The following is a 21,868-nucleotide window of genomic DNA, read 5'->3' as shown; positions in this document are numbered from 1 at the left end:
CCCAGACTTCCCTCGACCATCGAGCGCACCGGCAACCCGGCCGGTCACTCCCACACGCCCTGACCCGCGTCCAAGATCATCGGGCTGGACCGGCCGGGCACCGAGACCTCGTCGGTGGATCAGGGCTGAGAAGTCCTCGCAAGATGGCTCGCGACAGTGCGTGCACCTCGCCATCGAACTCGGCTGTTGAGCTGGTTGAAGTCTTCCGAACGATCGCGGTAGTTGACAGCTGCAGTGGCACTCGATCACGGCTACTGCTTAGAAGGCGCCAATAATAGTTGGTCAGGTATCCCCGTGGCCCGTGTGACAGGTCCTCACGAAGCCGAGCTGGAGGGCCACACTTGCGTCTGCCGCTTCGCAGCCTCGTCGACCCAATTCGCTTACTGCCGCATTCTACGGTAGAGTCGACGTCGACCATCCCCGATCTGAAGAGGTCCCTAAATGACGGCAGATCCGGCCCAGTGGTTGAAGCAGTACGAAGAATTGCGACCGCAATTAGAACCTCTCAGGCAGAAGTTAGATGCACTTGTGCGAGACCTGCTCGAGGATGCCGGCATTAAAGTTATTCAGGTGGAGTCAAGGGCCAAAACTTTAGAAAGCTTTGGCGGGAAACTCGAGAGCAAGGGTGACAAGTACTCCGATCCCATCCATGATGTAACCGACCTAGTCGGTCTACGCGTGATCGCGTACTATGTCGAGGATGTAGAGCGGATTGGCGATATCGTAAGAAATGAGTTCGAGGTAGATGAAACCAATTCCGTAATGAAGGGACGCGAGTATGATCCGGACCGTTTCGGATATCGATCCGATCAGTACATCGTGAGCCTGCAGGAGAACCGGAGCGCCCTGCCGGAATGGCGGCGCTTACCAAAGATCAAATGGGAGATCCAGGTTCGCACGGTACTTCAGCACGCCTGGGCCGCCGTGGAACACAAGCTTTACTACAAGTCGGTTAACGATGCACCGCCGGAGGTGCGTCGCAGGCTGTTTGCTTTGAGTGCCCTTTTTGAGTTGGCCGACCGAGAGTTCTCCGGTATTCGTGATGCCAAGGATGCGATCGTAAGAGGCGTTGAACGCGACGTAACCGAGAACAATTTCGACATTCCGTTGACCTATACGTCGCTGAGTGCGTACCTGGATACACATCAGTACCCGCAGGACGTGAGAGATGCCCTCCTCCAGCAGGGGAATGCAATGACACCTTTGAGCCATCGGCGAATCATAGGAAGTCGCCGTTCGGACCTCGGCGAGCTGCTGGACTACTACAACATCGAAAGCCTTGCACAGTTTCATGAATATCTGCGCACTGACATCGAACCGGTGTTGCGGACGGTCGGAGTTTTTGCTCGACCAGATAATGCGCGTTATGCATTTGAAGACTATCTTCAGGAAGCCGTTCTGATTGCGCGCAATGTGGACGAGGACGACTTCTACAGCCTCGGATACAGTGAACGGGAATGGCCGGCGTATCAGACAAACAGAGACAGCTTTCGGGAGAATGGCACGCTTTCTAGCTGAATATCCCGCATCGATGAATCGGCCCGTGCTGCGCCATCCCCTGGCAGTTCAGTGAGCGCCTAGCCGTTGCCAGCCTCGCGTACTACGTACGCAGAGTGACATCGACCCAGCCCCTCTATGCGCTCGCTCGGCGGCAGATGAGGTGCGCCGCGAGGCGCCTTGTTGTATCCCCAGCGCATGGAGTCGCTTCTCAGCGACATCGATCCAGTCGAGCGGGCCGAGCGGAGCCTAAAGTCGCGACCACCTGGTGCCCGTACTCGCGACCATAGCCAGGAATGCCATCGCCATCAGTTCGATGCTGGCCTGTCCTTTGCCATCGATGTGTGTCCGCGTGCCACTGAAGTTTGTCTCCCGGCCACTCGAGCGAGTGAAGATCTGGGCGAGAGAACTTTCTGGACGTTGGTGCTGCTAAGCCGGTGGCAGCAGATCGTGCCCGATTGCGGGCTGCAGATAACCGCAGCTCAGCAGGCCCTGCGACAGACTTCAGTGGCACGAATCCGGCCGGGACGTACTCGGATGACACGGACAGACTTCACTGGCAAAGGACACTCACCACGGCTACGGGCGCGCACCGTGGACTGAGAACGCCGTATCGAAGGTGCACAAGCGCCTCAGCGCGGCGCTCGCCGCCTGAACACGCCCCGGCTAGTCGTCGTTCGGTAGGTACCAGCCGTGTTCGCGGTGCCTGGTGGTTGCGTCCGGGTTGTCGCGCTTGTAGGCCTCGTTGGCGCGGCGCGTCATCTCTTCGTCGTAGCGGTGCAGCTCGTTGTAGAGGTTCGACGCCTCGCCGACATTGTCGCTGGACACGTAGCGCTGTCGCAACGCCTCGCGCTCGTCTTCGAGTTCCGCGTCGGACAGCGGCCGGAGGCTACCCAAGCCGCGTGCGATGGAGTCGAAGATGCCCATCCGCAGATGCTGTCACGCCGGGGGCGGGCGGGCAAGGAAGCTGCATAGGCCCCACTCCGCATCGGCCCGGCTACAACCGCCAGGTGATGCGCAACGTGTCCGGGTCGAACCCCTTGCGCCCACGTGGCGCGCGAAGCAGCTCCACCGTCATCAGGGTGTCGATGAGTGCCCGCCGTCGGTCGAGGTTCAGCGCTGCCGGGTGCGTTCGTCTTGAGTGACCTGTCGGTTGGTTGATCATGCGGTGAGGTCGTATTGCTGCTGGTAGAGGCTGGTGGTTAGCAGCACCAACGTCCAGAAAGTTCTCGCCCGGATCTTCACCCGCCCGGGTGACCGGGAGACAAACCTCAGTGGCACGCGGACACACTTCGATGGCAAAGGACATGGCCTACAGCCGCCACGGACTCTCGGTACTCTGCAACTGCCGGACCCGCTCGAGCTGGCGAGTGAACTCCTCGGCGCGCCGGCCGCGCTGCTTCCACAGCACGGCGAGCCACCGCAGCGCGCAGGTTCGCTGCGCAGCCCGGAACTGTGGTGTGTTCGTGCGGTCGACGCCAAGGTCCCCCAGCAGGCCGTACCAGACGTCGTCAGGGACGTCACGGGAGCTGATGTGCTCAATCTGGTCAGCGGCGTCGGCGGCAACGGTGCTGCGGCCACTGAATTCGAAGTCGACACAGCCGCTCGACGACGGCAGGACAAGCCAGTTGAGGAGGTTGGCGTCGCCGCGCGACAACACGTACGGAGCGGACTGCCGGATGAGTTCGCGGTCGCCGCTGCCGTGCCACGCCGCGAGCAACTGACGCATGTCGGCGGTCAGCGGATCGTCCGGGTACTCGGCGAGCTGGCCGGGCCACAGCTCGGTGAGCCGGAAGGCGTAATGCGCAATTGAGTCGATGCGGTCCAGCTCCGCCAGCAGTCCGGACGGGGGAACTGCCTGGATTCTCTGCACCGTGTGCGTCATGTTCTTAAGCGCGGCGGGCAGGTTCGGACTCTGCAGCAGTGGGACGCCGTCGAGCAGGCTCATGCCGATCGCCGGCTCGGCGCCGTTGCGGTCGATCCATAGCGGTCGGGGAACATCGGTGACCCCGTGCTCGGCGAGGAGTGTGAGGGTGCTCCACTCCCGGTCCGCGCGTCTGCGGTCGTCGACCCGGTAGTAGATCTTGATGCAGGTCGGCCCGCGGTGCGGGTCGTCCCATACGTAGACGTGGTTGTTGCGCCCGCCGGTGAGCGGGCGGAGGCTCCATCGGTCGAGTGTGGTGTGGAGCTGGTCACTGTCCCCGCCGGCCCGGGCAACGCGGAGTTCTTCGAGCAGGGCAACGCGGCTTTCCGCTGGTGGCATAGTTCGCGGCTCCGTGCGGCAGGTGGTCGGGTCGATAGGCAGGAGGTTGGTCGAGAGCCTAGCGGTCACGATCGGGATGCGGTGGGCACGCGGATCACGCAGCGAGCTGCTCGAAGGCGTCCAGCCAAGCTGGTAGGACGCTCAGGTGATAGTCGTGTTCCCGGGCCAACTCATGTGCTGCCCGGCTCATCCGTTGCCGCCGCTGGGCGTCGGCGGCCAGCTCGCCGATGTGCCGGACGAACGCGTCGCGGACGGCGGGGGTAGCTGGATCACCCGGGATCAGTAACCCGCTCTGGTTGTGTATCACCCGATCGGGGAGGGCGCCCGACGGTGAGGTGACGATGACAGCGCCAGCGGCGCTGGCCTCGAGCGCGGCGATGCAGCACGTTTCCGGGTATGTCGTCGGGTACAGGTAGATCTCGGCTGTGAGCTGGTGCTCGATGAGCTGGGGCTTCGGGATGCGGCCCAGGAACCGCACGCCGAGCGGCGCCATGGCCCGGGCCCGCGTGTAGAGGTCGCCAGCGAGCGCTTGGTCGCGCTCGGCGGTGAAGCCGCGCAGCAGGTGGCTGGAAGCGACATACAGCTCAGCGTCCGGCTGTTGCTCGCGGATCGCCGGCCACATGTCCAACAGGACGCACAGCCCGCGTTTTGGGTTGGCCGCATGGAGATACTTCCCAGGGGTCTTCTCGCGGCGCGTGTCGTAGTGCCGGATGTCGAGCCCGTCGGCGGTGACGAGCCAGTTTGCCGTGCCAGGGAAACCGAACTGCTGGCAGTAGAGCTGCCGCTGAAAGTCGGAGAACGCGATGAGCAGGTTGATCGCGCCGGTCTGCACCTGGCCCAGCAGAGTCTCGTTCGGCGTTTTCAGGCCGAGCTTGGCGATCCGGATCGGAGCGTTGAACCTGCTCGGGTCGTGGCCCTTGGTCCGCACCCAGAACATGATCACGTCGCGGTACTCGCCGGGGTTGAGGTCGGCGAGGGGCCGCCAGTCCACGCCGTAGTCGTGGTCGGGCTCGCAGTCGGCGTAGATGCGGACCTGGTGGCCGAGCTCGGCGAGGCATCGGGAGGCGAGCAGCATCGCGGTCTCGTTGCCGCCGAGTCCATACCGGGTGAAGTAGGCAGGCTGCAGGGGCAGGTACCCCGGATGCACGATGTCGATCTTCATCTCATCCCCGGCCGCCGCTTGGTGGCCGCCGGGCCGCGCTGCGTCGGCACCAGCGGGCGGCTGTTCGACCGACTGGCGGCGAGGTCACCGGCGAGGGCTGCCAGGACAGCGGCGTGGACCTCGTTGACTGTACGACCGGCGACGTCGACGACGATCAGCGTTGGGTCGCGGTCGGCGAGCTCGCGGTAGGCGTCGTCGACGTAGCGCAGGTACAGCCGTTGCTCGGCCGTGTAAGGGTGGCGTTGTCGGTGTTCGGCGCGGGCGATGGCCTCGTCGACCGGCAGACGCAGCCACAGCGACCGGTCGGCGGCGCGGCCGGTGAGGGCGCCGACCGCGTACAGCCAGGCGATCGCCAGGTCGGGAGCGCTGCGGTGCCGCTGCAGGAGGGTGGCAAGGCTGTACGAGTACATCGTGTGCAGGCCGCGGTCCTCAACGACGGTGCGGCGCTGGTCGAGGGTCGGCTCGATGTGGGTGGCGAGCGTGTGGGTACGGATCGCGGCGGCGAGATGGACCTCGGTGACGACGCTGTCGTGCCGGGCGAACGGGTCGCCTCGGGTGAACAGGGACAGCAGCGTCGCGCCGAGGTCGTCGGTGTCGCGTGTGAGGTTGTCGGGCAGATAGACGACCGCGTGGCCGGCCCTGTCGAGGTGCTCGGCGAGCAGGCGGCTCTGCGTGGACTTGCCCGCGCCCGGCAGGCCCTCGAAGGCGATCAGGGTCAACGCTCGCCCCGCTCGCGGTCGGGGGCGTAGCGGCTGTTCGCGGTGGTGTCTTTGAGGACGGCGAGGATGGAGTCGCGCAGGCCCGGGGCGGTGGCGATCGTGGTGCGCGAGGCGGTGGTGTGGTCGCTGCCGTCGGTGTCCATGACGGCGGCGCCGGCCTCACGGGCGATCACGGCCCCGGCCGCCATGTCCCAGGAGCGGTTCCCCAGCGTCACGGATGCGTCGAGGGTGCCGTCGGCGACGAAGGCCAGATCGACGGCGGACGAGCCGAGCATCCGGGTCCGTTGGGCGTGGGACGCCAGATGCGCATGCAAGGCCAGAGCGACCCGGTTGCGCTCCTCGGCGTGAACGCCGGTGCCGAAGTCGCCGATGGCGACCATCGCGGCGCACAGATCACTCGTGGTCGCGGGCCGGATCTGGCGTCCGTTGCACCAGGCGCCGAGGCCGGTTGCAGCCCAGTAGCGGCGCCGGAGAGCGGGTAGGTGAATCACGCCGAGAACTGGCGTGCGCCCGGCGACGAGCGCGAGCGAGATGCCGTACAGGGGTAGTCCGCGGATGAGGTTCGCGGTGCCGTCGGCGGGATCGAGAATCCATCGGGTCGAGGTGTCGCCGGTGTCGCCGCCTTCCTCCTCGCCGAGGAAGCCGATGTCCGGGGTGGCCTCGCGCATCGTCGCACGGATCTGCTGTTCGACCTCCAGTTCGGCTTCGCTGACCATGTCTCGGTCGCCTTTCGCGGTGATGGCGCCAAGCGCATCATCGTGCAGGTAACCCTCCGCTTGCCGGACGGCCTTCTGTGCGACGACGAGCAGGTCCCGCAGCTGCGGGGTGGTGATACTCATGATGGTTCCTCCGCATCGGCCGTCGCGTGGACGGCATCGGTGGTCAGGTAGGTCAGCGCGCGGCGGATGCACTCGCCGATTGGGATGTCGGTGGACAGCCGTAGCGCCGGGACGGCGATCGGGTCGGCGGTGGCCTTGAGCCGCAGGTAGAGGCCGAAGTCGCGGTTCGCGGCCGGGTGCGTCCTTGCGGTGGTGTCGTACGTCAGCCGCTGCCGGACTGTCACCTCGGCGCAGGTGCACTCGATGATCCGCAACAGGTGGCCGGTCTGCTGGGCGAGCCGCTCGACGTCGGCGACCTGGTATCGGCGGCTGCAGGTGCGACCGTCGAGGATGACCGTCCCGTCGGGATGCCGGCCAAGGTGGTAGGCGGCGGCCTGGTGCAGCAGCGCGACGCATAGGTCGTCCTGCTCCTGGCGGTACTCGACGTGGTGGGGTCCGAAGAGGAGGGCGCGGATGCGGTCCTTGTCCAGCATCAGCGCATGCGGACCCAGGCGAGGCAGCAGAGCGGCGGCGAGCGTGCTTTTGCCGGTGCCCGGCAGCCCGGCCAGCTGCACGATCATCCGTCTGCGGCTTCGGCTCGTGGCGTTGCTGGCAGGTCCGGCCAGTGTGTGCGCAGCAGGTTCCATCCTGCGTCGGCTGCCGCGGGGATCGTTGATCGCGGGCCGCTGCGGGAGACAACGGCGCCGGCGAGCGCGAGATGCAGGGCGTCGGCGAGGCCCCGCCAGCGGGGCCTCGCCGCGGTTCGGGCCAGTGTATGCAGCAGGGCGTCGTGCTGGCTGAGCACGGGCAGCGGGCTGCTCATGTCGTGACCATCGATGACTGGCTGGTCGAGTGCCTGCCGGACTGCGGCCGGGTCCGTGGTGTGCCCAAGCGTCGTGGTTAGGTCGACGGTGATGGTTGGGGCCACGGCGTCGGCGGTCGGTAGTCGGCAAGACGCTCCGGGCCGCTCGAGTCGGGTGTAGCCGAGCTTCGTCAAGACGGTGATGGCGTCGTTGACGGTGTCGGCCGGAACGAGCAGGTCGATGTCGGTGAGCTGCCGGGTGCCACGGCTGCCGTAGAGCGCCGCGTCGTATGCCAACCCGTTGAGCACCGCCACCGGGATCCCATGTTCGGCCAGCGCGCTGGTGGCTTGGGAGGCGTGGCGCCGGTGTTCCCGGGTCCGGTGCTGGGTGCCGCGCAGGGTGCTCGTCAGGAACTCCCGCATCGGCGGCGACATCCGCGTGGTGCCCGTTTCGTTGAGGAGCCGGTCGGCGAGCAGGCCGACGAGTTTGGCGGTGATGGCCGCCTCCAGCAGCGCACCGAATGACGTCGCGTCGTCACGGTGCGGTTGGGGCAAGCTGTGCTGTCGCGGGTCGCACAGCGTACGCAGTGTCGGCCGCCACCGGTCGTGCGTGCGCTCGATGCAGTCCGGATTCTCCGGGTGGCGATCCTTGCCCTGCCGTGTTGTCGCCGTGGTCGCGGGGCTCACGGCTCGCCTCGCCGCCGGGGCATGCGGTCGAGGATCGCGCCGACGGCCTCGGCAAGCGCGATCGGGTCGCTGCCCGCGCGGATGCGGTAGCACGGAAGGTCAGTGAGGGCCAGTGCAACCGCGCGCCGATAACCTGCGGTGACCGCCGGGTCAGGCGCCGGGATCAGCCAGTGGTTGACGTGAGCGCTGACCGCCCGGCCCGGGTCGGTCATGAACAGCTCGCTGCGCAGCAGCTCTGTCAGTGCGGCTTGCGGCGAAATGCCTTCCGTGACGACGTGGGTGCGATCTGCCTCGAGGTCGGGCCACAGAAGGACGGCCGGTCGGATCTCACCGGCGACGGTGCCGCCGGCCTGCATCAGCCGCGGGAAGTCCGGTGGCTCGACCGCGACCTTGTCCGGGTAGGTCCACCGCTCCACCAGGGGCAGCCGGCGCAGGTGTTCGGGGACCAGCCCGGCCAGGTGCGGCAGGGCGGTGAGGGTGCCGATGCCGGCGCGCAGGTGCATCGGCCACGGGTATCCGACCAACTCGCTGCCGGTGCAGCGCAGCAGGAGCCGATCGTTGGTGACGTAGTTGCCGCCGAGTCGGTGCAGCGCCGCGAGCAGCGTGGTGGTCTTGCCGCGACGCCGGTGCCCGGCGATCACGACGCCGCGCCCGCTGTGGGTGAACGCGGCGGCGTGTGCGTACACGGCACCGTCGCCGAGCAGTTGGGCGGTCATGGCCTGCCGTATGAGGCGGGGTGCCCAGTGCCGGGCCGCTTGCTCGGTCGCGCACTGCACTGTGATCAGCCTGTATGCCCGGTGCAGCGCGATCATGGTCTGGAGGTCGGACACCCAGTACACGCGACCGGTCGGCGTGGAGCGCGCCGACGCGAACAGCTTCGGGCCGATCTCGACGACCTCGCCGGTGATGCCGGCGGCATCACCCACGTCCAGCGTCGGATCGCAGCGGACGTCCACCGACCACCGGGCGGCTGCCTCGGCGCCGCGCTTGTAGCTGTACAGGGTGTCGAGGGCCTGTCGGTACGCGCCTGGGCAGTTGGTGCGCAGGGACACGCTGGCTGTCGCCTGGCGAAACGTCGTCCGATGTGGGGTGTCAGCAGCCATGGACCCGGGTTCCCGGTCGGCCGGTCGGCGCCGAGGACGGCAGGTGTACCTGCGCCGCGACGCGCAATCGGTCAAGCTCGGTGTCGGTGGCGGCGGCGTAGAACTGCGGCAGGTCACGGCCGGCCAGCAACGGCGGCAGCCAGGCCGGGGCCGCGCCGGGCTCCCCTGTCCCCCACACGCTGAGGCCGCGCTCGGAGCCCATGACCATGAATCCGCTGCTGGCGCGGACGGCGGTGAGCTCAACCGGTTCCCCCGCCGCGTACTTGGCGACCTCGTGGATCGCGCCGGACGGACTGACATGCTGGCCGGCGCCGTGGTCCCGGTGGGGTAGGTCGGTGTAGATGTTGAACACGGCCGCGGGACCGTCGAGCACGCAGGTCAAGTGCCACGCCCCGAACGGCACCGCGCACAGTTCGCCGGCGGTGCACACCTGCAGCCGCACGATCGGGTCGCCCATCGCGGCCCGCCACGCGGTGATCATCAAGATCCGGCCTGTGAGGCACTGGAACACCTCCAGCTGGCTGGGCGTGTTCCAGTGCCCGATCGAACGGTGCAGTTCACCGCCAGGCAGATCACCCGGCTGGTAGACGACCAAGTCTGCGAACCACACCGTCTGCGCCAGCTGCCGGGGCGGCAGGACGTCGCGGTAAGCGGTGTAGAGCAGCGGGTCGTCCACGCCTGGCGCGGTGGCCGCGGCGGTCAGGTGCACGGCACCTCCGGCGGCACGGCGGATCAGCAGGTCGGACAGGCGGCGCTTGACGCCGGGACCGGCCCGGTCGAGCAGCTCTTGCAGCACGTCGGCGCTATCGTCGAGCAGCGCGGGTGAGGTGATCACACTAAGTCTTTCCGGTCGGTATGGGGGGCAACGGCGGTGCACAGGGCGATGAGCAGGTCGGGCAGCTGGTCGAGGTGCGCGATGTCAGGGGCCTGCAGGCGCGGCGATTTGCCGCGCGAGTTGTAAAACACGGCATGGCAGCCGGCGTCGATCGCCCCTTCCACGTCGGTCCGCCAGTCGTTGCCGACGTGCACGATCCGGTTTGGCGAGGTGCCCGAGCGGTCGGCGACGGCCTGGAAGACTGCTCGGTCCGGTTTCGCGACGCCGAGATCGCCCGAGAACAGCAGGTCGTCGAACGGCTCCAGCAGGCCGGTGTCGGCCATGAGCTGGCGATGGAGGGCGGGAGGCGTGGCGAGGGTGTTGGATGTCAAGACCAGCCAGGCCCCGGCCTCCTTGATGCCGGCGACGGCGGCGTGCGCGCCCGGGATCGGCTCCGGGCATGCGCGCAGGACCGCATGGGTGTGCACCGTGACCAGTACGTCTAGCAGCGCTGCGTCGGCGACGATCCCGAGCACGTCGAGTATGGCGGTGACCTGCGCGTCCGGGCCGGGTTGGAGGCCAGCCATCCGTTGCTGCTGCCGTTCGAGGTCGCGGATCTCGGTCACGATCTCGCGCACCCATGCGGGGGCAACGTCGTGGCCGAACGCGTGCAGGACTCGGGTGAATTCGGTGATCCGCCAGGTGGCTTCGCCGTCGCGATCCCCGTAGGTGAGCAGTGTCCCCCACAGGTCGAGGCTGATCACCCAGCCGGTCAATGGCTGCTCCCGGCGGGTCATAGCGCGGCCCCGTTAGGATGCGCGGTGCGGTGGTGGCGGAGCCAGTCCGCGGTGGTGGCTGGGTCGGTGCTGGCCAGCAGGAGCGACCCGGTGACGACGCCGCTCGCGCCGGCGGCGACGAGAGCGGGCACGGTGTGCTCGCGGATACCACCGTCAGCAAGCACCGGCACCGCGCGGCCGCGTAGGTCCAGCAGCCGCCGCATGGCGGTCAACCGGCCAGGCGCCGCCGGGTCCAGGTCGGTGCCCTTCGTGCCCAGCGGGGTACCGACCATGACGACGGCGTCGACGTGCTCGATCAGCTCGTAGACGCCGGCGATGTTCGTGTCCAGGGTCAGCGCCAGCCCGGCAGCCCGGCCCCGGGCACGGATGCGCTGGATCGCGTCGGCGGCACCGTCCGCCTCGGCGTGCACGGTGATGAGGTCCGCGCCCGCGTCGGCGAACGCGTCGGCAAGGCGGCCGGGGTCGCGCGCCATCAGGTGGACGTGGAACGGCAGCGTCGTCCGAGGCCGCAGCGCGGCGACCACGGCAGGGAAGAACAGCGGCTCCGGGACGAACCTGGTGTCGGAGGCGTCGATGTGGATCAAGTCGGCGTACGGTTCGATCCGCTCGACCTCGGCACCCAGCGCGCCCAGGTCGGCCGACCACAGCGACGCCTCGATCAGCAGCCGATCGGTTGGCAGGGCGTTCAGGAAGGACACGGCGAGCTCACTTTCCTAGGCCGGTCGGGACATCCGGGTGTCGGCTCGTGCTGGCGGCGGGCAATGCGACACCGAGCCGGTCGGCGAGTGCGGCCACCGCGGCGTCGGCGACGGCGGCTGGCTCGCGCAGCCCGACGTGGATTCGTCGCACCCGGTCGGGATGGGCGGCGAGGACGTGCCGGTACGCGGCGTCGTAGCGGGGCAGGAACAGCAGGCGTTCGACCGCGGCCGGGTTGCCGCCGCCGTGGCCGCGTGCGATGGCGCGTTCCCGTGCCAGCGGCCATGGCGTGTCCAGGTGGATGGCCAGGTCCGGGTGCAGGAACCACGGCGCGACGATCGTGTGTAGCAACTGCAGCGTGCTGTCGAGGTTGACATCCGGGTCGGCTTCGGCGAGCACGGCTAGGGCGTAGGCGAGTTTGGCGTACACGCCGCGGTCGATGATGACGACGTCGCGTTCGGCCAGTGCCGGGCGGTAGCAGGTGCGGTGATGGTGGGCTTCGCGGCACAGGCGCAGCAGCACATCGACCGTCGCGTGGTGCGATGCGTCGTAGCCGCCCACGCCGGTCCGGGACCGAAGCGGCGCGGTCTCGAGGAACTGCGACAGCCGGCCGACGGCGCCGTGCGTCGGCCCGTTGTGCAACACGGCCACGGCGAATCCGGCCGCTTCCAGGCGCTGGCCCAGGTCATGCGCGACGGTGGTTTTCCCGGCGCCCCACACCCCTTCCACGGTGACCAGGACGCCGTTACGCTGCCCGAGCGCCCAGCTAGGCCGGTCGCCGGCCGTGCCGACGGCATGCATGTGGATCTCCTTCCGCTGTGGTCGAGGCCGGATCAGATGCGGGGGCGCAGGCTCGGGAGCCAGTCGAAGTCGATGTCGGCGTTGCGGACCGGCTCGTACTCCAGGCCCACCCAGCCGTCGTATCCGTGCGCGGCGAGGCGGCCGAACAAGTCCGGGTAGTCCAGCTCGCCGGAGCCGGGCCTGCCCCGGCCGGGCGTATCCGCGATCTGTACGTGGGCGATCCTGGCCGCGTGGCGGGCCAACAGGGCGGGGATGTCCTCGCCGTTGCGGCCGTGGTGGTACAGGTCGCACAGGAACCCGGTGTTGTTCAGGCCGGTCGCGGCGTTCACCGCGTCGGCCAGCGCGACCGCCGTATCGGCGTCGCCGAGGAGGTAGTGCGGCGCCTCATGCCGGTTGATGGCTTCCAGCGCCACAACCAGCCCGGCACGCTGCGCGGCGTTCGCGGCCAGCCACAGACTCTCCACGGCGAGGTTGTACTGCTCGTCGGCCGATACGCCGGCTTCGCGGTTACCGGCCAGGGCGTTGAGCACCGGGCAGCCATTCCGCTCGGCGAAGCCGACGGCCGTGTCGATGCAGTCGCGGAACCGCTGCGCCCGGGCCGGGCTGGACAGCAGGCCCCGGTCGCCGGCGCGCATGTCGCCCTCGATGAGGTTCATCGCTACCAGCTGCACGCCGGCCTGTTCGAGGGCATCCTCCAGCGTGTCGACGTTGCGGTCATCGGGCTCCGGGCCGTCCCACGGCCACCACATCTCGACTGCGGCGAACCCGGCCGAAGCCGCAGCCGCGGGCCGCTCGAGCAGGGGCAGGTGCCCATAGAGGATGGAGAGGTTGGCGGCGAACCGCATGCTCGCAGTGTTCATGGGCACGTACTCCTCGTCGATGCTCGACACGGTCGGTCGAACTGGCTGGTCATCCGGCGGCGTGCGCGAGCGCGGGCGGCGGGCCTGCCATCGCGTCGAAGCCGGTCAGCGGCCACATGCAGACGCAGTCAGTCGAGAACAGCGGGCAGTCCTGCGGGCAGCCGGCCGGTTCTGGGAAGAGGTCGGCGCCGGTCGCGCCGCGGATGCTGCGGTGCTTCTCGACCGGTGTGGCGGCGATCCGCAGCGCCGACGGGCAGTCCCAGACCGTGCCGTCCGGTTCGACGAAGTGCAGCGTCGACCCGCCGAAGCAGGCCCGGACCAGCCCGGTGGGCTCGCGGATCGCCGCGGCGACCTGGCCAGGGTAGGCCGTGTCCGGCAGCCCGATCGGCAGCCCGGCCGTGTAGAGACGCTGATACTGCCGTTGCAGCTCCGGCAGGTCTGCCGGGGTCAGGGCGAGCGTGTCGAACAGCTCGTGGCCGGCAGCCAGGGACACCGGTTGCGGTACCGCGTAGTCGCAGCCGAGCTGGGCGCCGAGGGTGGGCACGTCCACCACGTCGGCGAGATTGAGCCGGGTGACCACCGTGTACAGGCCGACCTTGGGTCGCGGGCTGCGGCCGCGCGCGGCGAGCAGTGCGCGGACGCCGCCGACGACGCTGTGCCAGCCGTCCCGGCCGTTCAGCGGCGACCGCCACCGGTCGTTGTAGGTCGCATCCGTCGAGTCCAGCGACACCGACACCGCGTCGATGTCCAGCCGCAGCAGCCGCCCGGCCACTGCCGGACGGTTCAGCGCGGTGCCATCGGTGCACACCACGACCTCGACCCCGGCGGTCTTCAGCGCCTCGATCACGTCGAGCGTCGGCGCCCAGGCGAGAGGTTCACCGCCGGCGAGGAACACCCGGCGCACCGCAGAGCCGGCCAGCGATCGCGCGAACCGGATCGCCTCATCCGCGCTGATGTCGTTGCGGGACAAGTGCGACAGCTCACCGACCTGGGTGACCGGATTGAGCCGGTGCGCTTCGAGGGTGCCGAAGTAGCAGTACCGGCAGCCCCTGGTGCACCGCGAGCGCAGCGCCCAGAGCAGCGAGATCGACCGTTGCATGGCTCCTCCACCAGTTAGACAGTGACGCCGACGGTGCGCATCGCCGCAGCGAACTCCTCGGCGCGGTGCTCTGGATACGTCCCGTCCCGCATCGCACGCATGTAGTAGGTGTGGACCAGGTCCCACTCCCACGGCGGCGCGGCGAACCGGCCCTCGATGCCGTTGTTGACCAGCGCGATCCACCGACGCAGGCAGCTGGCGCACACACCGCAGTGCTCGAAGCCATCCCCTGGCAGCAGACAGGAAAACGTCTGCAGCAGATCGTCGACCGGCAGGCCCGCATCGACGTACCAGCGCACGACCTCGGTCTTGGTCCACGCCCAGAACGGGCTGTCGACCCGGACGGGCCGCTGCGTGAGCTCGGACAGGGTGACGCTCATCCGCTCGAACGCCTCTGGGCTCTTGTCCGGGGCATGGTCGCCCTTGACCCCGACGCACCAGATCGTGTCCGCGCGCAGGGCGCCGAGGGTAGCGAGGAGCAGGTTCCGCGCCGGGATCAGGTCGCCCTGCGGGGTGTCCCACGCCGACAGGTCCAGCTCGTCGCTGACCGTCAGGTCGATGCCGCACCGTACGGCCAGCGTCCGCACGCTGGCGAGCTCCTGGGCGCGGAAATGGTGGCCGATGTCGAGGTACAGCGCGCGGGGGCGGCCAAGGTAGTGCCAGGCGGGGAACGAGTCCAAGCCGGCCGAGTACAACAGGATCTCGCCGCCCGGACCGGACTGCGGCCCGTCAGCTGTCACGGGCATTCCCACGGGAAGATCACCCACCCTTCAACACGCTGGCCGATGTAGGTCACCGCCTGCTCGGGCGGCTGTGCGCGCCGCCAGTTCTCCGCGTTGACGACCCAGATGGCGGTGCGGACCTTGGCGGCGCCCGCAGCCCGCGCCAGCTCGGCAGTCCGCTCGGCGGTGTCGCCGCTGCCGGCGATGTCGTCAACGACCAGTACGTCCAGGCCGGTCAGGTCGCCGAGGCTGGACGGGTTGAACACCGCCGGGGCCGCGGTCTTCGCCGCGTCGATCTCGTCGGAGGCGGTGTGGACCACCTCGACCGTGCGCAGCCCCCGCAGGTGCAGGGCGTGCGCGAGCAGGACGGCCGGGATCAGGCCGCCGCGCACGACGCCCACGACGACGTCCGGCAGCCCGTCCTGGCGCACCCGCGCGGCCACTTCGTCGGTGATGCCGGTGATATCCGGCCAGCCCAGCGTCGTTACCGTGCGCTCAGCGGCCACGTTCGTCCCCCCACAGCAGCACGTGCAGCCGCGGCGTCAGGTTCCAGCCGTGCACGAGTGCGGGTTCCGCGAGCGCCCGCAGACCGGCCAGTACCGCCTCCGGCGTCGTACCCTCCGGCATGACCCACACCGGTGCCAGGCCGAGCGCGGCCTGCAGCGCCGCAACCTCGTCGACGTCGTCCTCACCGGCGATGACGAACTTGAAGCACGTCTTCCCGGTGTCCTGCAGCGCCTGCAGCACCTCGGGTTTGAGCCGCCGCTGCGAGGCCACACCGGAGCCGGTGAGTTTGGGTGACACGTTGAACCGGGTCACCGCCGCAACCACCGCAGGATCGGGCAGCATCGTCGCGTTGGTCTCGATCTCGACCGGCACACCGGCACGGTGCAGTCCTTCCAGCACCGGCAGGAGTGCGCGCTGCTGCAGCAGCGGCTCGCCCCCGGTCACGACCACGAGCTGCGGGCGCTGTCCGAGCACCCAGCCCAACACGTCGCTCGGCGCCATCACACGGGATTCGGCGGCCCGGTCGAACCTGGACCAGTCCCAGGTGTAGGGGGTGTCGCACCAGCCGCAGTCCAGGTTGCAGCCTGAGAGCCGGATGAAGAACGCACGCTGCCCGACCGACGCTCCTTCACCCTGGAACGTCGGGCCGAACAGCTCCGCCACCCGTAGCGTCGCCGCCGCCACGGCCATTGATCCGCCGCTGCCGGTCATGCGCGCCGACCCGGGACGTGGTAAGCGGCCCAGCTCGAGTCCGACTCCGACACCGTGATCCGCACCAGCGCATCAGACAGGTGCGCCGGCATGTGCTCAAGGAACCATGCAGCCAGGTGGCGGGCGAGATTCTCGCACGTCGGCGGCTCGTCCAGCACCGTGTTGAGATCCCGGTGGTCGAGCCGGCGGTTGAGGTAGCGGCGGAACCGGTCGAGATCGCCGAAATCCGCAACGAATCCCGGTGGCACCAGCTGATCAGCGCCGAGGACCACCTGAGCCGTGAAGTTGTGGCCGTGGCGGCGGCGGCATTTGTGGCCCTTCGGCAGGCCAGGAAGACGATGAGCGGCGCTGAAGCCGAAGCTCTTGCCGATCATGTACGTCGATGTCATGTCGCCCTCTTCATCGATGCTGAATGACCTGGTCAAACCGGGATCTGGCTGTCGGTGGCGTACATCGTCCACACCGCCTTCGTGCGGGTCGCGGGAACAACGTCGATGACTTCGATGGCCATCAGGAGCACCCGACCTTCGGCGTCTGCATGTCGCGGGTGTACGTGCTTGTCGGAAAAAGTTGATAGATCTCGTATTCGTCGCCGGGTTCAGGTGGGGTGGTCGCATCGGGCCGGCGGTGTGCTCGGCTGTGGCTGGCCAGCAGTTGCCCGTTACGCGGGTCGAAGATGAGCGTCTTGGCGACCGTGAACGGCATCGGCGGCTCGTAGGTCCAGGTGACGGCGAGCCCGCTGCGCCCGGCGCGGTCGGTGGTCGCTGGTTGAACGCCGACGCCGGGTTGGCGGGCGAGCATCTCTAGGACGCCTTGGCGGGTGGCCAGCGGCACGAATCGGGCGCCGTAGAGCCCGCCGACCTGGCCGAACAGGTCAGGAACGGTGCCAGGGGCCAGCGGCTCGTGCAGGATCTGCCGACGCACGGCGTCCGGGTCACTGGACAACGGGCCATCGAATGGGCCGAGTTCGTCGTCGGTCTGGTCGGATAGCAGTCGGCAGCCATGGGTTTCGTCGAGTTCCACGGCGCGGCTGGCGCCCAGGCCGGTAGTCCAGAACTGGATGCGCCGCGCTGGTGTAGTGCTGGACGACGACGGCGCGGCGAACGAGTCCCACACGAGCAAAACGATGTACTCGAATCGGGCCCGGACGGGGTCGGCGGGACCGTTGGTCAGGTCGGCGGCGAAACGCTCAATCAGCACCTTCGGGTCGGCGCCTGCGCCCGACGATGTCTGGCCACGGGGTGTGATGGGAGTCGGGCCGAGGGCCGGACTCACGACCTGGGTCGAGGCATGGCCGCCCAGCAGACCGGTCGTGACGGCCGCGGCGCCAGCGACCAGCACGGTGAGGACGGCCGCTGCGGCTACGGTGGCGAGCGGCCGGCGGATCTGAGCTGGCCGTTGGCGCGCGTCAGTCATGTCGGGTCGTTCACCGTCGCCTAGAACACTGTTGGTGCTGCGGTCGTTGTCGGGGTGGTTCATCGGTCTCCCCTGTTGGCCCGGTTGAGCCACCGGTCCACTGCGGTGTTGCGCAACCTCGCGGCGGCCGTACTCAGCAGGGCTTCCGAGTTGGCGAAGTCGGCCCGCTTGATCCGAACCTCACGCGGTGTTGATAGGCAGGCCAGCCAGGTCGCGGCACGGCTCGGCCTGCGACGCGGCGTGCAGTCGGCGATTGCCGAGGGGTGAAGATCGAGCACGGGATTCCCGTCGTCGTGGGTGTTCCGCCGACACTGGCGGGGCTGAAAGGAATGGTTGGGTGGGGCGGCCCGGCCCGGGGAGGTGCGGCCGGGCCACCCCGGGTAGGCGGCGGCCACCCCCGGCGGTGGAGGGTGATGTGCGGCCGCCGCCCTGTCGCCCCGGGCCGGCACCAGGTGCCCGGGACGCGTCCACCGCCTAGAAACGTTCATCCGTACACCTGCACCGCCGCCTCGCCGACCAGGCTGTCGGTCTCGGCGAGCACGAGCTGGACGTTGGGCTTCCCGGCGCCGATCAGTTCGACCATCTCCCCCAGCAGGGCGCGGACGTTCAGACCGGAGCCGTCCAAGTACAGCTCGGAGATCAGATCGAGTCCTAGGACCAGCGCACCGAGCGCGTCGGTCTGCAGATCCGGATTGGTGCTGCGGGTCAGCGTGCTGATCAGCCGGCCCCGGACGCGTGGGATCACGTTCGGGTCGGTCGGCGGGTACCGGCGCCGGCCCCGGGCGATCCGCCGGTGCGAGGTCTGCACGATGAGGCCGCCCGCAAACATTCCGGCCGCGGTACGTTCATAGGCGTCTGCCGCGAGGAGCCGGACCGCGTCGCGGACCGGCATCGACCGGGGTTGGCTGGCAAGCGCCGACCAGCCGCCCGGACCGGCGAGCATGCCGACTGCCCAGTCCCCGACCGGGTCGCCAGACAGGTTCGGGTTGGTGACGATGACCCGCTGGTCGACGATCCTGATCCGCTCGGCCGGACGCAGCAACTCGTCGACGAGCACCGCGCCCGCAAGCGCGACGCCGATCGCCGCGGGGCTGGACAGCCGCTCGCCGGTCTCGTTGTGGGTGATGACGAACGCCTCGACCCGCAGCGGCTGGCGCAGGTTCGGGGGCGGGCGTTCACCGATCGGGTACGCCATGACCGATCACCAGAGCGTGGCGGCCAGCCCGCGCAGCCGCCGATGCGCGCCGCCGTACGCGACGGCGCCGCGCAGGACTGCGGTGTCGATAGCGGCATGCATCGTGTAGTTCGGGTCGCACACATTCCCCGGCGCTGCCCGGCCGGCCTGCGACACCAGCTGGTACGCGTCCAACCGGTCGAGGCCGGTCAGCTCAGCCACCCAGCTGACCAGGTCGTGCTGGCTGATCCGGTACGCATCCTCGAGCGGGCGGGCGGCGCCGATCGAGATGAGCTGGTGGTCGGTCTCGATTCGCGGCCACGGCGTCGCTACGCCCTTGATCAGGTCGACGGCGACGGTGACCCGCATCGCGCACTCCACCCCAACCCCGCACACCTCGCCCTGCCCTTGGCGGGCGTGGCCGTCGCCGAACGCGAACAGCGCTCCCGGCACATTCACCCCCAGGTACAAGGTGGTGCCGGCCCGCAGTTCCGGGGTGTCGAGGTTCCCACCGTGCGCGTCCGGGACGATGCTCGCCCGCACCTCCCCACCGGCTGGGGCCACCCCAACCGTGCCCAGCATTGGATCCAGCGGCAGCTCGACGGCGAAATCCGCGCGGCGGGCGGCGTAGCGGACCGTGCCGGCCTGCAGGTTGAGGTCGTACTGCCAGACCCGCTCCTCCAGCGGTGGCTGCAACGTCGGCGTGGCGTGCGTGCTGGTCAGCGCGCCGAAGTGCGGGAATGTCGCAGACATGCCCCAGTCCCGGGCTGGGGTGATCGCCGCGAAGTGCAGCGCGAGGGTGTCGCCGGGCTCGGCCCCGGCGACGTAGAACGGGCCGGTGACCGGGTTGAACCGTTCGCACACCTTCGACGGCAGATCATCCACCGTGAGCACTCCCCCGCCGAAACAGTCCTCCGTGGTCGTGCGCAGGATCTGCCCCGGCTTGACCAGGTCCACCGCCTCCGTACCGCCGAACGTGTACAAATTCGGCTCGACGAGCTCGAAGTCCACGACGCCCGTCACGACTGCCCCCGCTGCTCGACGCCGAGGCCCGCCAGTCGCGGGCGACGGCCGACCGCGTATAGGACGACGAGGATCATCACGCCGACGCCGACCCAGACCAGCGCGAGATGCTGGGCGGCAACGTTCGCGTTGACCGCCACGTAGGCGAGGATCCCGAACCCGACCGCAGGGACGAGCAGGTGCGACCACAGGTTCCGGCTGCCCTTGCGGAACACGTAGTGCCAGACCACGGCCAGGTGCAGCACCATGAACGCGGTCAGCGCCCCGAAGTTGATCAGGCTGGACAGCAGGGTGATCCCGTCGGAGCGCCACGCCATGTACAGCCCGATCCCGATGGACAGGACCGCGGTGAGCACGATCGCGTTGGCCGGCACCCCGGAGCGCGGCGACACCTTCCGCAGGAACGCAGGCAGCTGCCGGTCTCGGGCCATCGCGAATAACAACCGGGAGGTGGCGACCTGCGCGACCAGGGAGTTGGCGATGCCCCACGCGATCGCGGTCGCGACCGCGCACATGGTCGCGAGCCAGCCGCCGCCAGCGGCGCGGGCGGCGTCGTAGAAGGCGACGCCGTTCGGGTCGCCGTTGGCGATCAGCGCCGCCGGGTCGGGCACCAGCAGTGCAGCCACCCAAGTCTGCGCGACGAACAGCACTCCGGCCAGACCGAGCGCGGCGGCCATCGCGCGGCCGATCTGCCCGGGGCCGCCCTTGTTCTCCTCGGCGAGCGTGGACATGGCGTCGAACCCGAGGAAGCTCAGCACCGCGATCGAGACCGCCCCGGCGATGAGGGGCCAGGTGAACGTGTGCGCGTTGAACAGCGGATCCCAGGAGAACCCACGCCCACGGCCATGTACCACCGCGGCCACGGCGACGACCAGGAAGATCGCCAGAACGATCAGTTCCCCGATCAGCATGAACGTGGTGAACCGGGCGGTGGTCTTGATGCCGAGCAGGTTGACCGCAGTGTTGACGACGACGAACCCGACCAGCCACACCCACACCGGTACCACCGTGACGACGGCGTTCATGCCCACCGCCGCGATCAGGTACAGCAGGCTCGGCACAAGCAGATAGTCGAGCAGGGCCGACCACCCGGCCAGAAACCCAATTGGCGCGGCGATGCCCCGCCCCGCGTAGTTGTAGACCGACCCGGCGAGGGGGAACGCTTTCACCATCTGCGCGTATGAGGCCGCGGTGAACACCATCGCCACCATGCCGATCACGTACGCGAGGGCCACCATCCCACCGGAGCTCTGGTACACGCCGCCGAAAATCCCGAACGGCGCGATCGGCACCATGAACACCAGCCCGTAGAACACCACGTCCCGGAACCCGAGCGTCCGCCGCAAGCTCGTCTCATAGCCGGTCGGCGCGATGCCGCCCGTCGGGGTTGGTGCCTGTTGTGTCGCACTCACCGTGATCTCCTCCCTAATCACGCTCGTAAGCCCGCCAACCGGCCGCCGGCGGGCATGACGTATCCACGCGTCACCGCCTGACGCGCCAGACACGAGAACTGTTGTGTTCGAATTGCCTCTACGTGTTGGTTGTGATCTGGCCGCCGCCTCAGCCAGCGCAGCGACGGCGACCAGAAGCCCTACAACCGCCAGACAAACGCCAGATCGTCCGTCGATGACCCGGTCCGTACCTGGGCGAACAGGCCGCGGAACACCTGGCCCAACCGGTCCGGCGGCACGTCGGCCACCAGCGCGTACGACTCGACCTCAACCCGATCCCTGGCCAGCCGCTCCACCACGTCGCCGGAGACCTCGCCACGATGGCACCCGCACAGAAACACGTAGACCCGCTGGCCACCGGTGGTGTGCGAGGGCTGCAACGGCTGGTCGCAGCCCTCGCACACCAGCAGAGACGCGAGACTGAAACCCGGCGCGGACGACGCTGTCCCGCCCAGTTGCTGCGTGCTGGCCGCCGCCTGCACCGTGAGCCCTCGGCCCGACTCCACCAGAGCGGCGTATAGAAGCCCGTTCCGCCTCACGTGCTGTTCTCCGTCCTGGCACCAAGGTTTGCTCGGTCACCGTGGGTCGTGCTTGTTCTCGAATAGCCTTCATCCGCGCTGCGCGATCTGACGATGCGAGGCGTGTATGGCGGCATACCTGCCACGCATACAGCAAGGTCAGGCTCACCCCGGGTCACCTAATTCGCGCCGAAACGCCTTTGGGGCAGGCCCGTGCCGGATGAACGT

General features: G+C 68.7%; 24 protein-coding genes. 1 reads left to right on the top strand and 23 read right to left on the bottom strand.

Annotation, left to right across the window (positions count from 1 at the left end; translation table 11 throughout):
* The first annotated feature begins 441 nt into the window (after positions 1 to 441).
* Positions 442 to 1,518 (top strand): GTP pyrophosphokinase, encoded by a 1,077-nt coding sequence (locus tag ABD901_RS35075; protein WP_345133587.1) that lies wholly within the window; start codon positions 442 to 444, stop codon positions 1,516 to 1,518.
* A 645-nt stretch (positions 1,519 to 2,163) separates the two neighbouring features.
* Here the strand turns inward: ABD901_RS35075 and ABD901_RS35070 are convergent.
* The 23 genes from ABD901_RS35070 to ABD901_RS34960 form a co-directional block, all read right to left on the bottom strand.
* The gene (locus ABD901_RS35070) at positions 2,164 to 2,424 is read right to left on the bottom strand and encodes a hypothetical protein (protein WP_345133585.1); all 261 of its coding nucleotides are present in this window, start codon (positions 2,422 to 2,424) and stop codon (positions 2,164 to 2,166) included.
* 385 nt (positions 2,425 to 2,809) lie between these two features.
* Complete coding sequence (locus ABD901_RS35065) at positions 2,810 to 3,760, bottom strand: aminoglycoside phosphotransferase family protein (RefSeq protein ID WP_345133583.1); 951 nt, start codon at positions 3,758 to 3,760, stop codon at positions 2,810 to 2,812.
* Between the two features lie 94 nt (positions 3,761 to 3,854).
* On the bottom strand, positions 3,855 to 4,922 hold the full coding sequence (locus ABD901_RS35060; RefSeq protein WP_345133581.1) for a glycosyltransferase: 1,068 nt from the start codon (positions 4,920 to 4,922) through the stop codon (positions 3,855 to 3,857).
* Entirely contained in the window at positions 4,919 to 5,641 is a 723-nt protein-coding gene (locus ABD901_RS35055; protein ID WP_345133578.1) for a dTMP kinase, read from the bottom strand. Before ABD901_RS35055 ends, ABD901_RS35060 begins: the two co-directional genes overlap by 4 nt.
* A complete protein-coding gene (locus tag ABD901_RS35050; protein ID WP_345133577.1) occupies positions 5,638 to 6,480 on the bottom strand; it encodes an inositol monophosphatase family protein in 843 nt (280 codons plus the stop codon). The genes ABD901_RS35055 and ABD901_RS35050 overlap by 4 nt, the downstream gene beginning before the upstream one ends.
* On the bottom strand, positions 6,477 to 7,040 hold the full coding sequence (locus tag ABD901_RS35045) for a P-loop nucleotide/nucleoside kinase family protein (RefSeq protein WP_345133576.1): 564 nt from the start codon (positions 7,038 to 7,040) through the stop codon (positions 6,477 to 6,479). Before ABD901_RS35045 ends, ABD901_RS35050 begins: the two co-directional genes overlap by 4 nt.
* Positions 7,037 to 7,948 (bottom strand): nucleotidyltransferase family protein, encoded by a 912-nt coding sequence (locus ABD901_RS35040; protein WP_345133574.1) that lies wholly within the window; start codon positions 7,946 to 7,948, stop codon positions 7,037 to 7,039. The genes ABD901_RS35045 and ABD901_RS35040 overlap by 4 nt, the downstream gene beginning before the upstream one ends.
* Entirely contained in the window at positions 7,945 to 9,000 is a 1,056-nt protein-coding gene (locus ABD901_RS35035; RefSeq protein WP_345133573.1) for a hypothetical protein, read from the bottom strand. Before ABD901_RS35035 ends, ABD901_RS35040 begins: the two co-directional genes overlap by 4 nt.
* A gap of 40 nt (positions 9,001 to 9,040) precedes the next feature.
* The gene (locus ABD901_RS35030; RefSeq protein WP_345133571.1) at positions 9,041 to 9,886 is read right to left on the bottom strand and encodes a cupin domain-containing protein; all 846 of its coding nucleotides are present in this window, start codon (positions 9,884 to 9,886) and stop codon (positions 9,041 to 9,043) included.
* Positions 9,883 to 10,662: an HAD family hydrolase gene (locus ABD901_RS35025; protein ID WP_345133570.1), complete on the bottom strand. Its 780-nt coding sequence runs from the start codon at positions 10,660 to 10,662 to the stop codon at positions 9,883 to 9,885. The genes ABD901_RS35030 and ABD901_RS35025 overlap by 4 nt, the downstream gene beginning before the upstream one ends.
* Positions 10,659 to 11,360, bottom strand: a complete 702-nt coding sequence (locus tag ABD901_RS35020) for a ribulose-phosphate 3-epimerase (protein ID WP_345133568.1) — start codon at positions 11,358 to 11,360, stop codon at positions 10,659 to 10,661. The genes ABD901_RS35025 and ABD901_RS35020 overlap by 4 nt, the downstream gene beginning before the upstream one ends.
* Before the next feature lie 7 nt (positions 11,361 to 11,367).
* On the bottom strand, positions 11,368 to 12,159 hold the full coding sequence (locus ABD901_RS35015; protein WP_345133565.1) for a nucleoside/nucleotide kinase family protein: 792 nt from the start codon (positions 12,157 to 12,159) through the stop codon (positions 11,368 to 11,370).
* A 32-nt stretch (positions 12,160 to 12,191) separates the two neighbouring features.
* Complete coding sequence (locus tag ABD901_RS35010) at positions 12,192 to 13,049, bottom strand: hydroxypyruvate isomerase family protein (RefSeq protein ID WP_345133563.1); 858 nt, start codon at positions 13,047 to 13,049, stop codon at positions 12,192 to 12,194.
* Positions 13,050 to 13,068: 19 nt separating this feature from the next.
* Positions 13,069 to 14,118 carry a radical SAM protein gene (locus ABD901_RS35005; RefSeq protein WP_345133561.1) on the bottom strand — a complete coding sequence of 350 codons (1,050 nt, stop codon included), beginning with the start codon at positions 14,116 to 14,118 and terminating at the stop codon, positions 13,069 to 13,071.
* Positions 14,119 to 14,132: 14 nt separating this feature from the next.
* Entirely contained in the window at positions 14,133 to 14,858 is a 726-nt protein-coding gene (locus ABD901_RS35000; protein WP_345133559.1) for a 7-cyano-7-deazaguanine synthase, read from the bottom strand.
* Complete coding sequence (locus ABD901_RS34995) at positions 14,855 to 15,346, bottom strand: phosphoribosyltransferase (RefSeq protein ID WP_345133557.1); 492 nt, start codon at positions 15,344 to 15,346, stop codon at positions 14,855 to 14,857. Before ABD901_RS34995 ends, ABD901_RS35000 begins: the two co-directional genes overlap by 4 nt.
* Complete coding sequence (locus ABD901_RS34990; RefSeq protein ID WP_345133551.1) at positions 15,336 to 16,058, bottom strand: 7-carboxy-7-deazaguanine synthase QueE; 723 nt, start codon at positions 16,056 to 16,058, stop codon at positions 15,336 to 15,338. Before ABD901_RS34990 ends, ABD901_RS34995 begins: the two co-directional genes overlap by 11 nt.
* Positions 16,055 to 16,483, bottom strand: a complete 429-nt coding sequence (locus ABD901_RS34985) for a 6-pyruvoyl trahydropterin synthase family protein (protein WP_345133549.1) — start codon at positions 16,481 to 16,483, stop codon at positions 16,055 to 16,057. The genes ABD901_RS34990 and ABD901_RS34985 overlap by 4 nt, the downstream gene beginning before the upstream one ends.
* An 85-nt stretch (positions 16,484 to 16,568) precedes the next feature.
* Entirely contained in the window at positions 16,569 to 17,537 is a 969-nt protein-coding gene (locus ABD901_RS34980) for a hypothetical protein (protein WP_345133547.1), read from the bottom strand.
* A 421-nt stretch (positions 17,538 to 17,958) separates the two neighbouring features.
* Positions 17,959 to 18,669, bottom strand: a complete 711-nt coding sequence (locus tag ABD901_RS34975; protein ID WP_345133545.1) for a GOLPH3/VPS74 family protein — start codon at positions 18,667 to 18,669, stop codon at positions 17,959 to 17,961.
* 6 nt (positions 18,670 to 18,675) lie between these two features.
* Positions 18,676 to 19,671: an acetamidase/formamidase family protein gene (locus ABD901_RS34970; protein WP_345133543.1), complete on the bottom strand. Its 996-nt coding sequence runs from the start codon at positions 19,669 to 19,671 to the stop codon at positions 18,676 to 18,678.
* A complete protein-coding gene (locus ABD901_RS34965) occupies positions 19,668 to 21,083 on the bottom strand; it encodes an APC family permease (protein WP_380132488.1) in 1,416 nt (471 codons plus the stop codon). Before ABD901_RS34965 ends, ABD901_RS34970 begins: the two co-directional genes overlap by 4 nt.
* Positions 21,084 to 21,262: 179 nt before the next feature.
* The gene (locus ABD901_RS34960; protein WP_345133542.1) at positions 21,263 to 21,628 is read right to left on the bottom strand and encodes a hypothetical protein; all 366 of its coding nucleotides are present in this window, start codon (positions 21,626 to 21,628) and stop codon (positions 21,263 to 21,265) included.
* Positions 21,629 to 21,868 lie beyond the last annotated feature (240 nt).

The organism is Dactylosporangium darangshiense, from assembly GCF_039537565.1.
In the GTDB taxonomy this organism is placed as follows: Bacteria; Actinomycetota; Actinomycetes; order Mycobacteriales; family Micromonosporaceae; genus Dactylosporangium; species Dactylosporangium darangshiense.
Note: the sequence above shows the minus strand (reverse complement) of the source record. Positions and strands in the feature narration are given on the sequence as shown.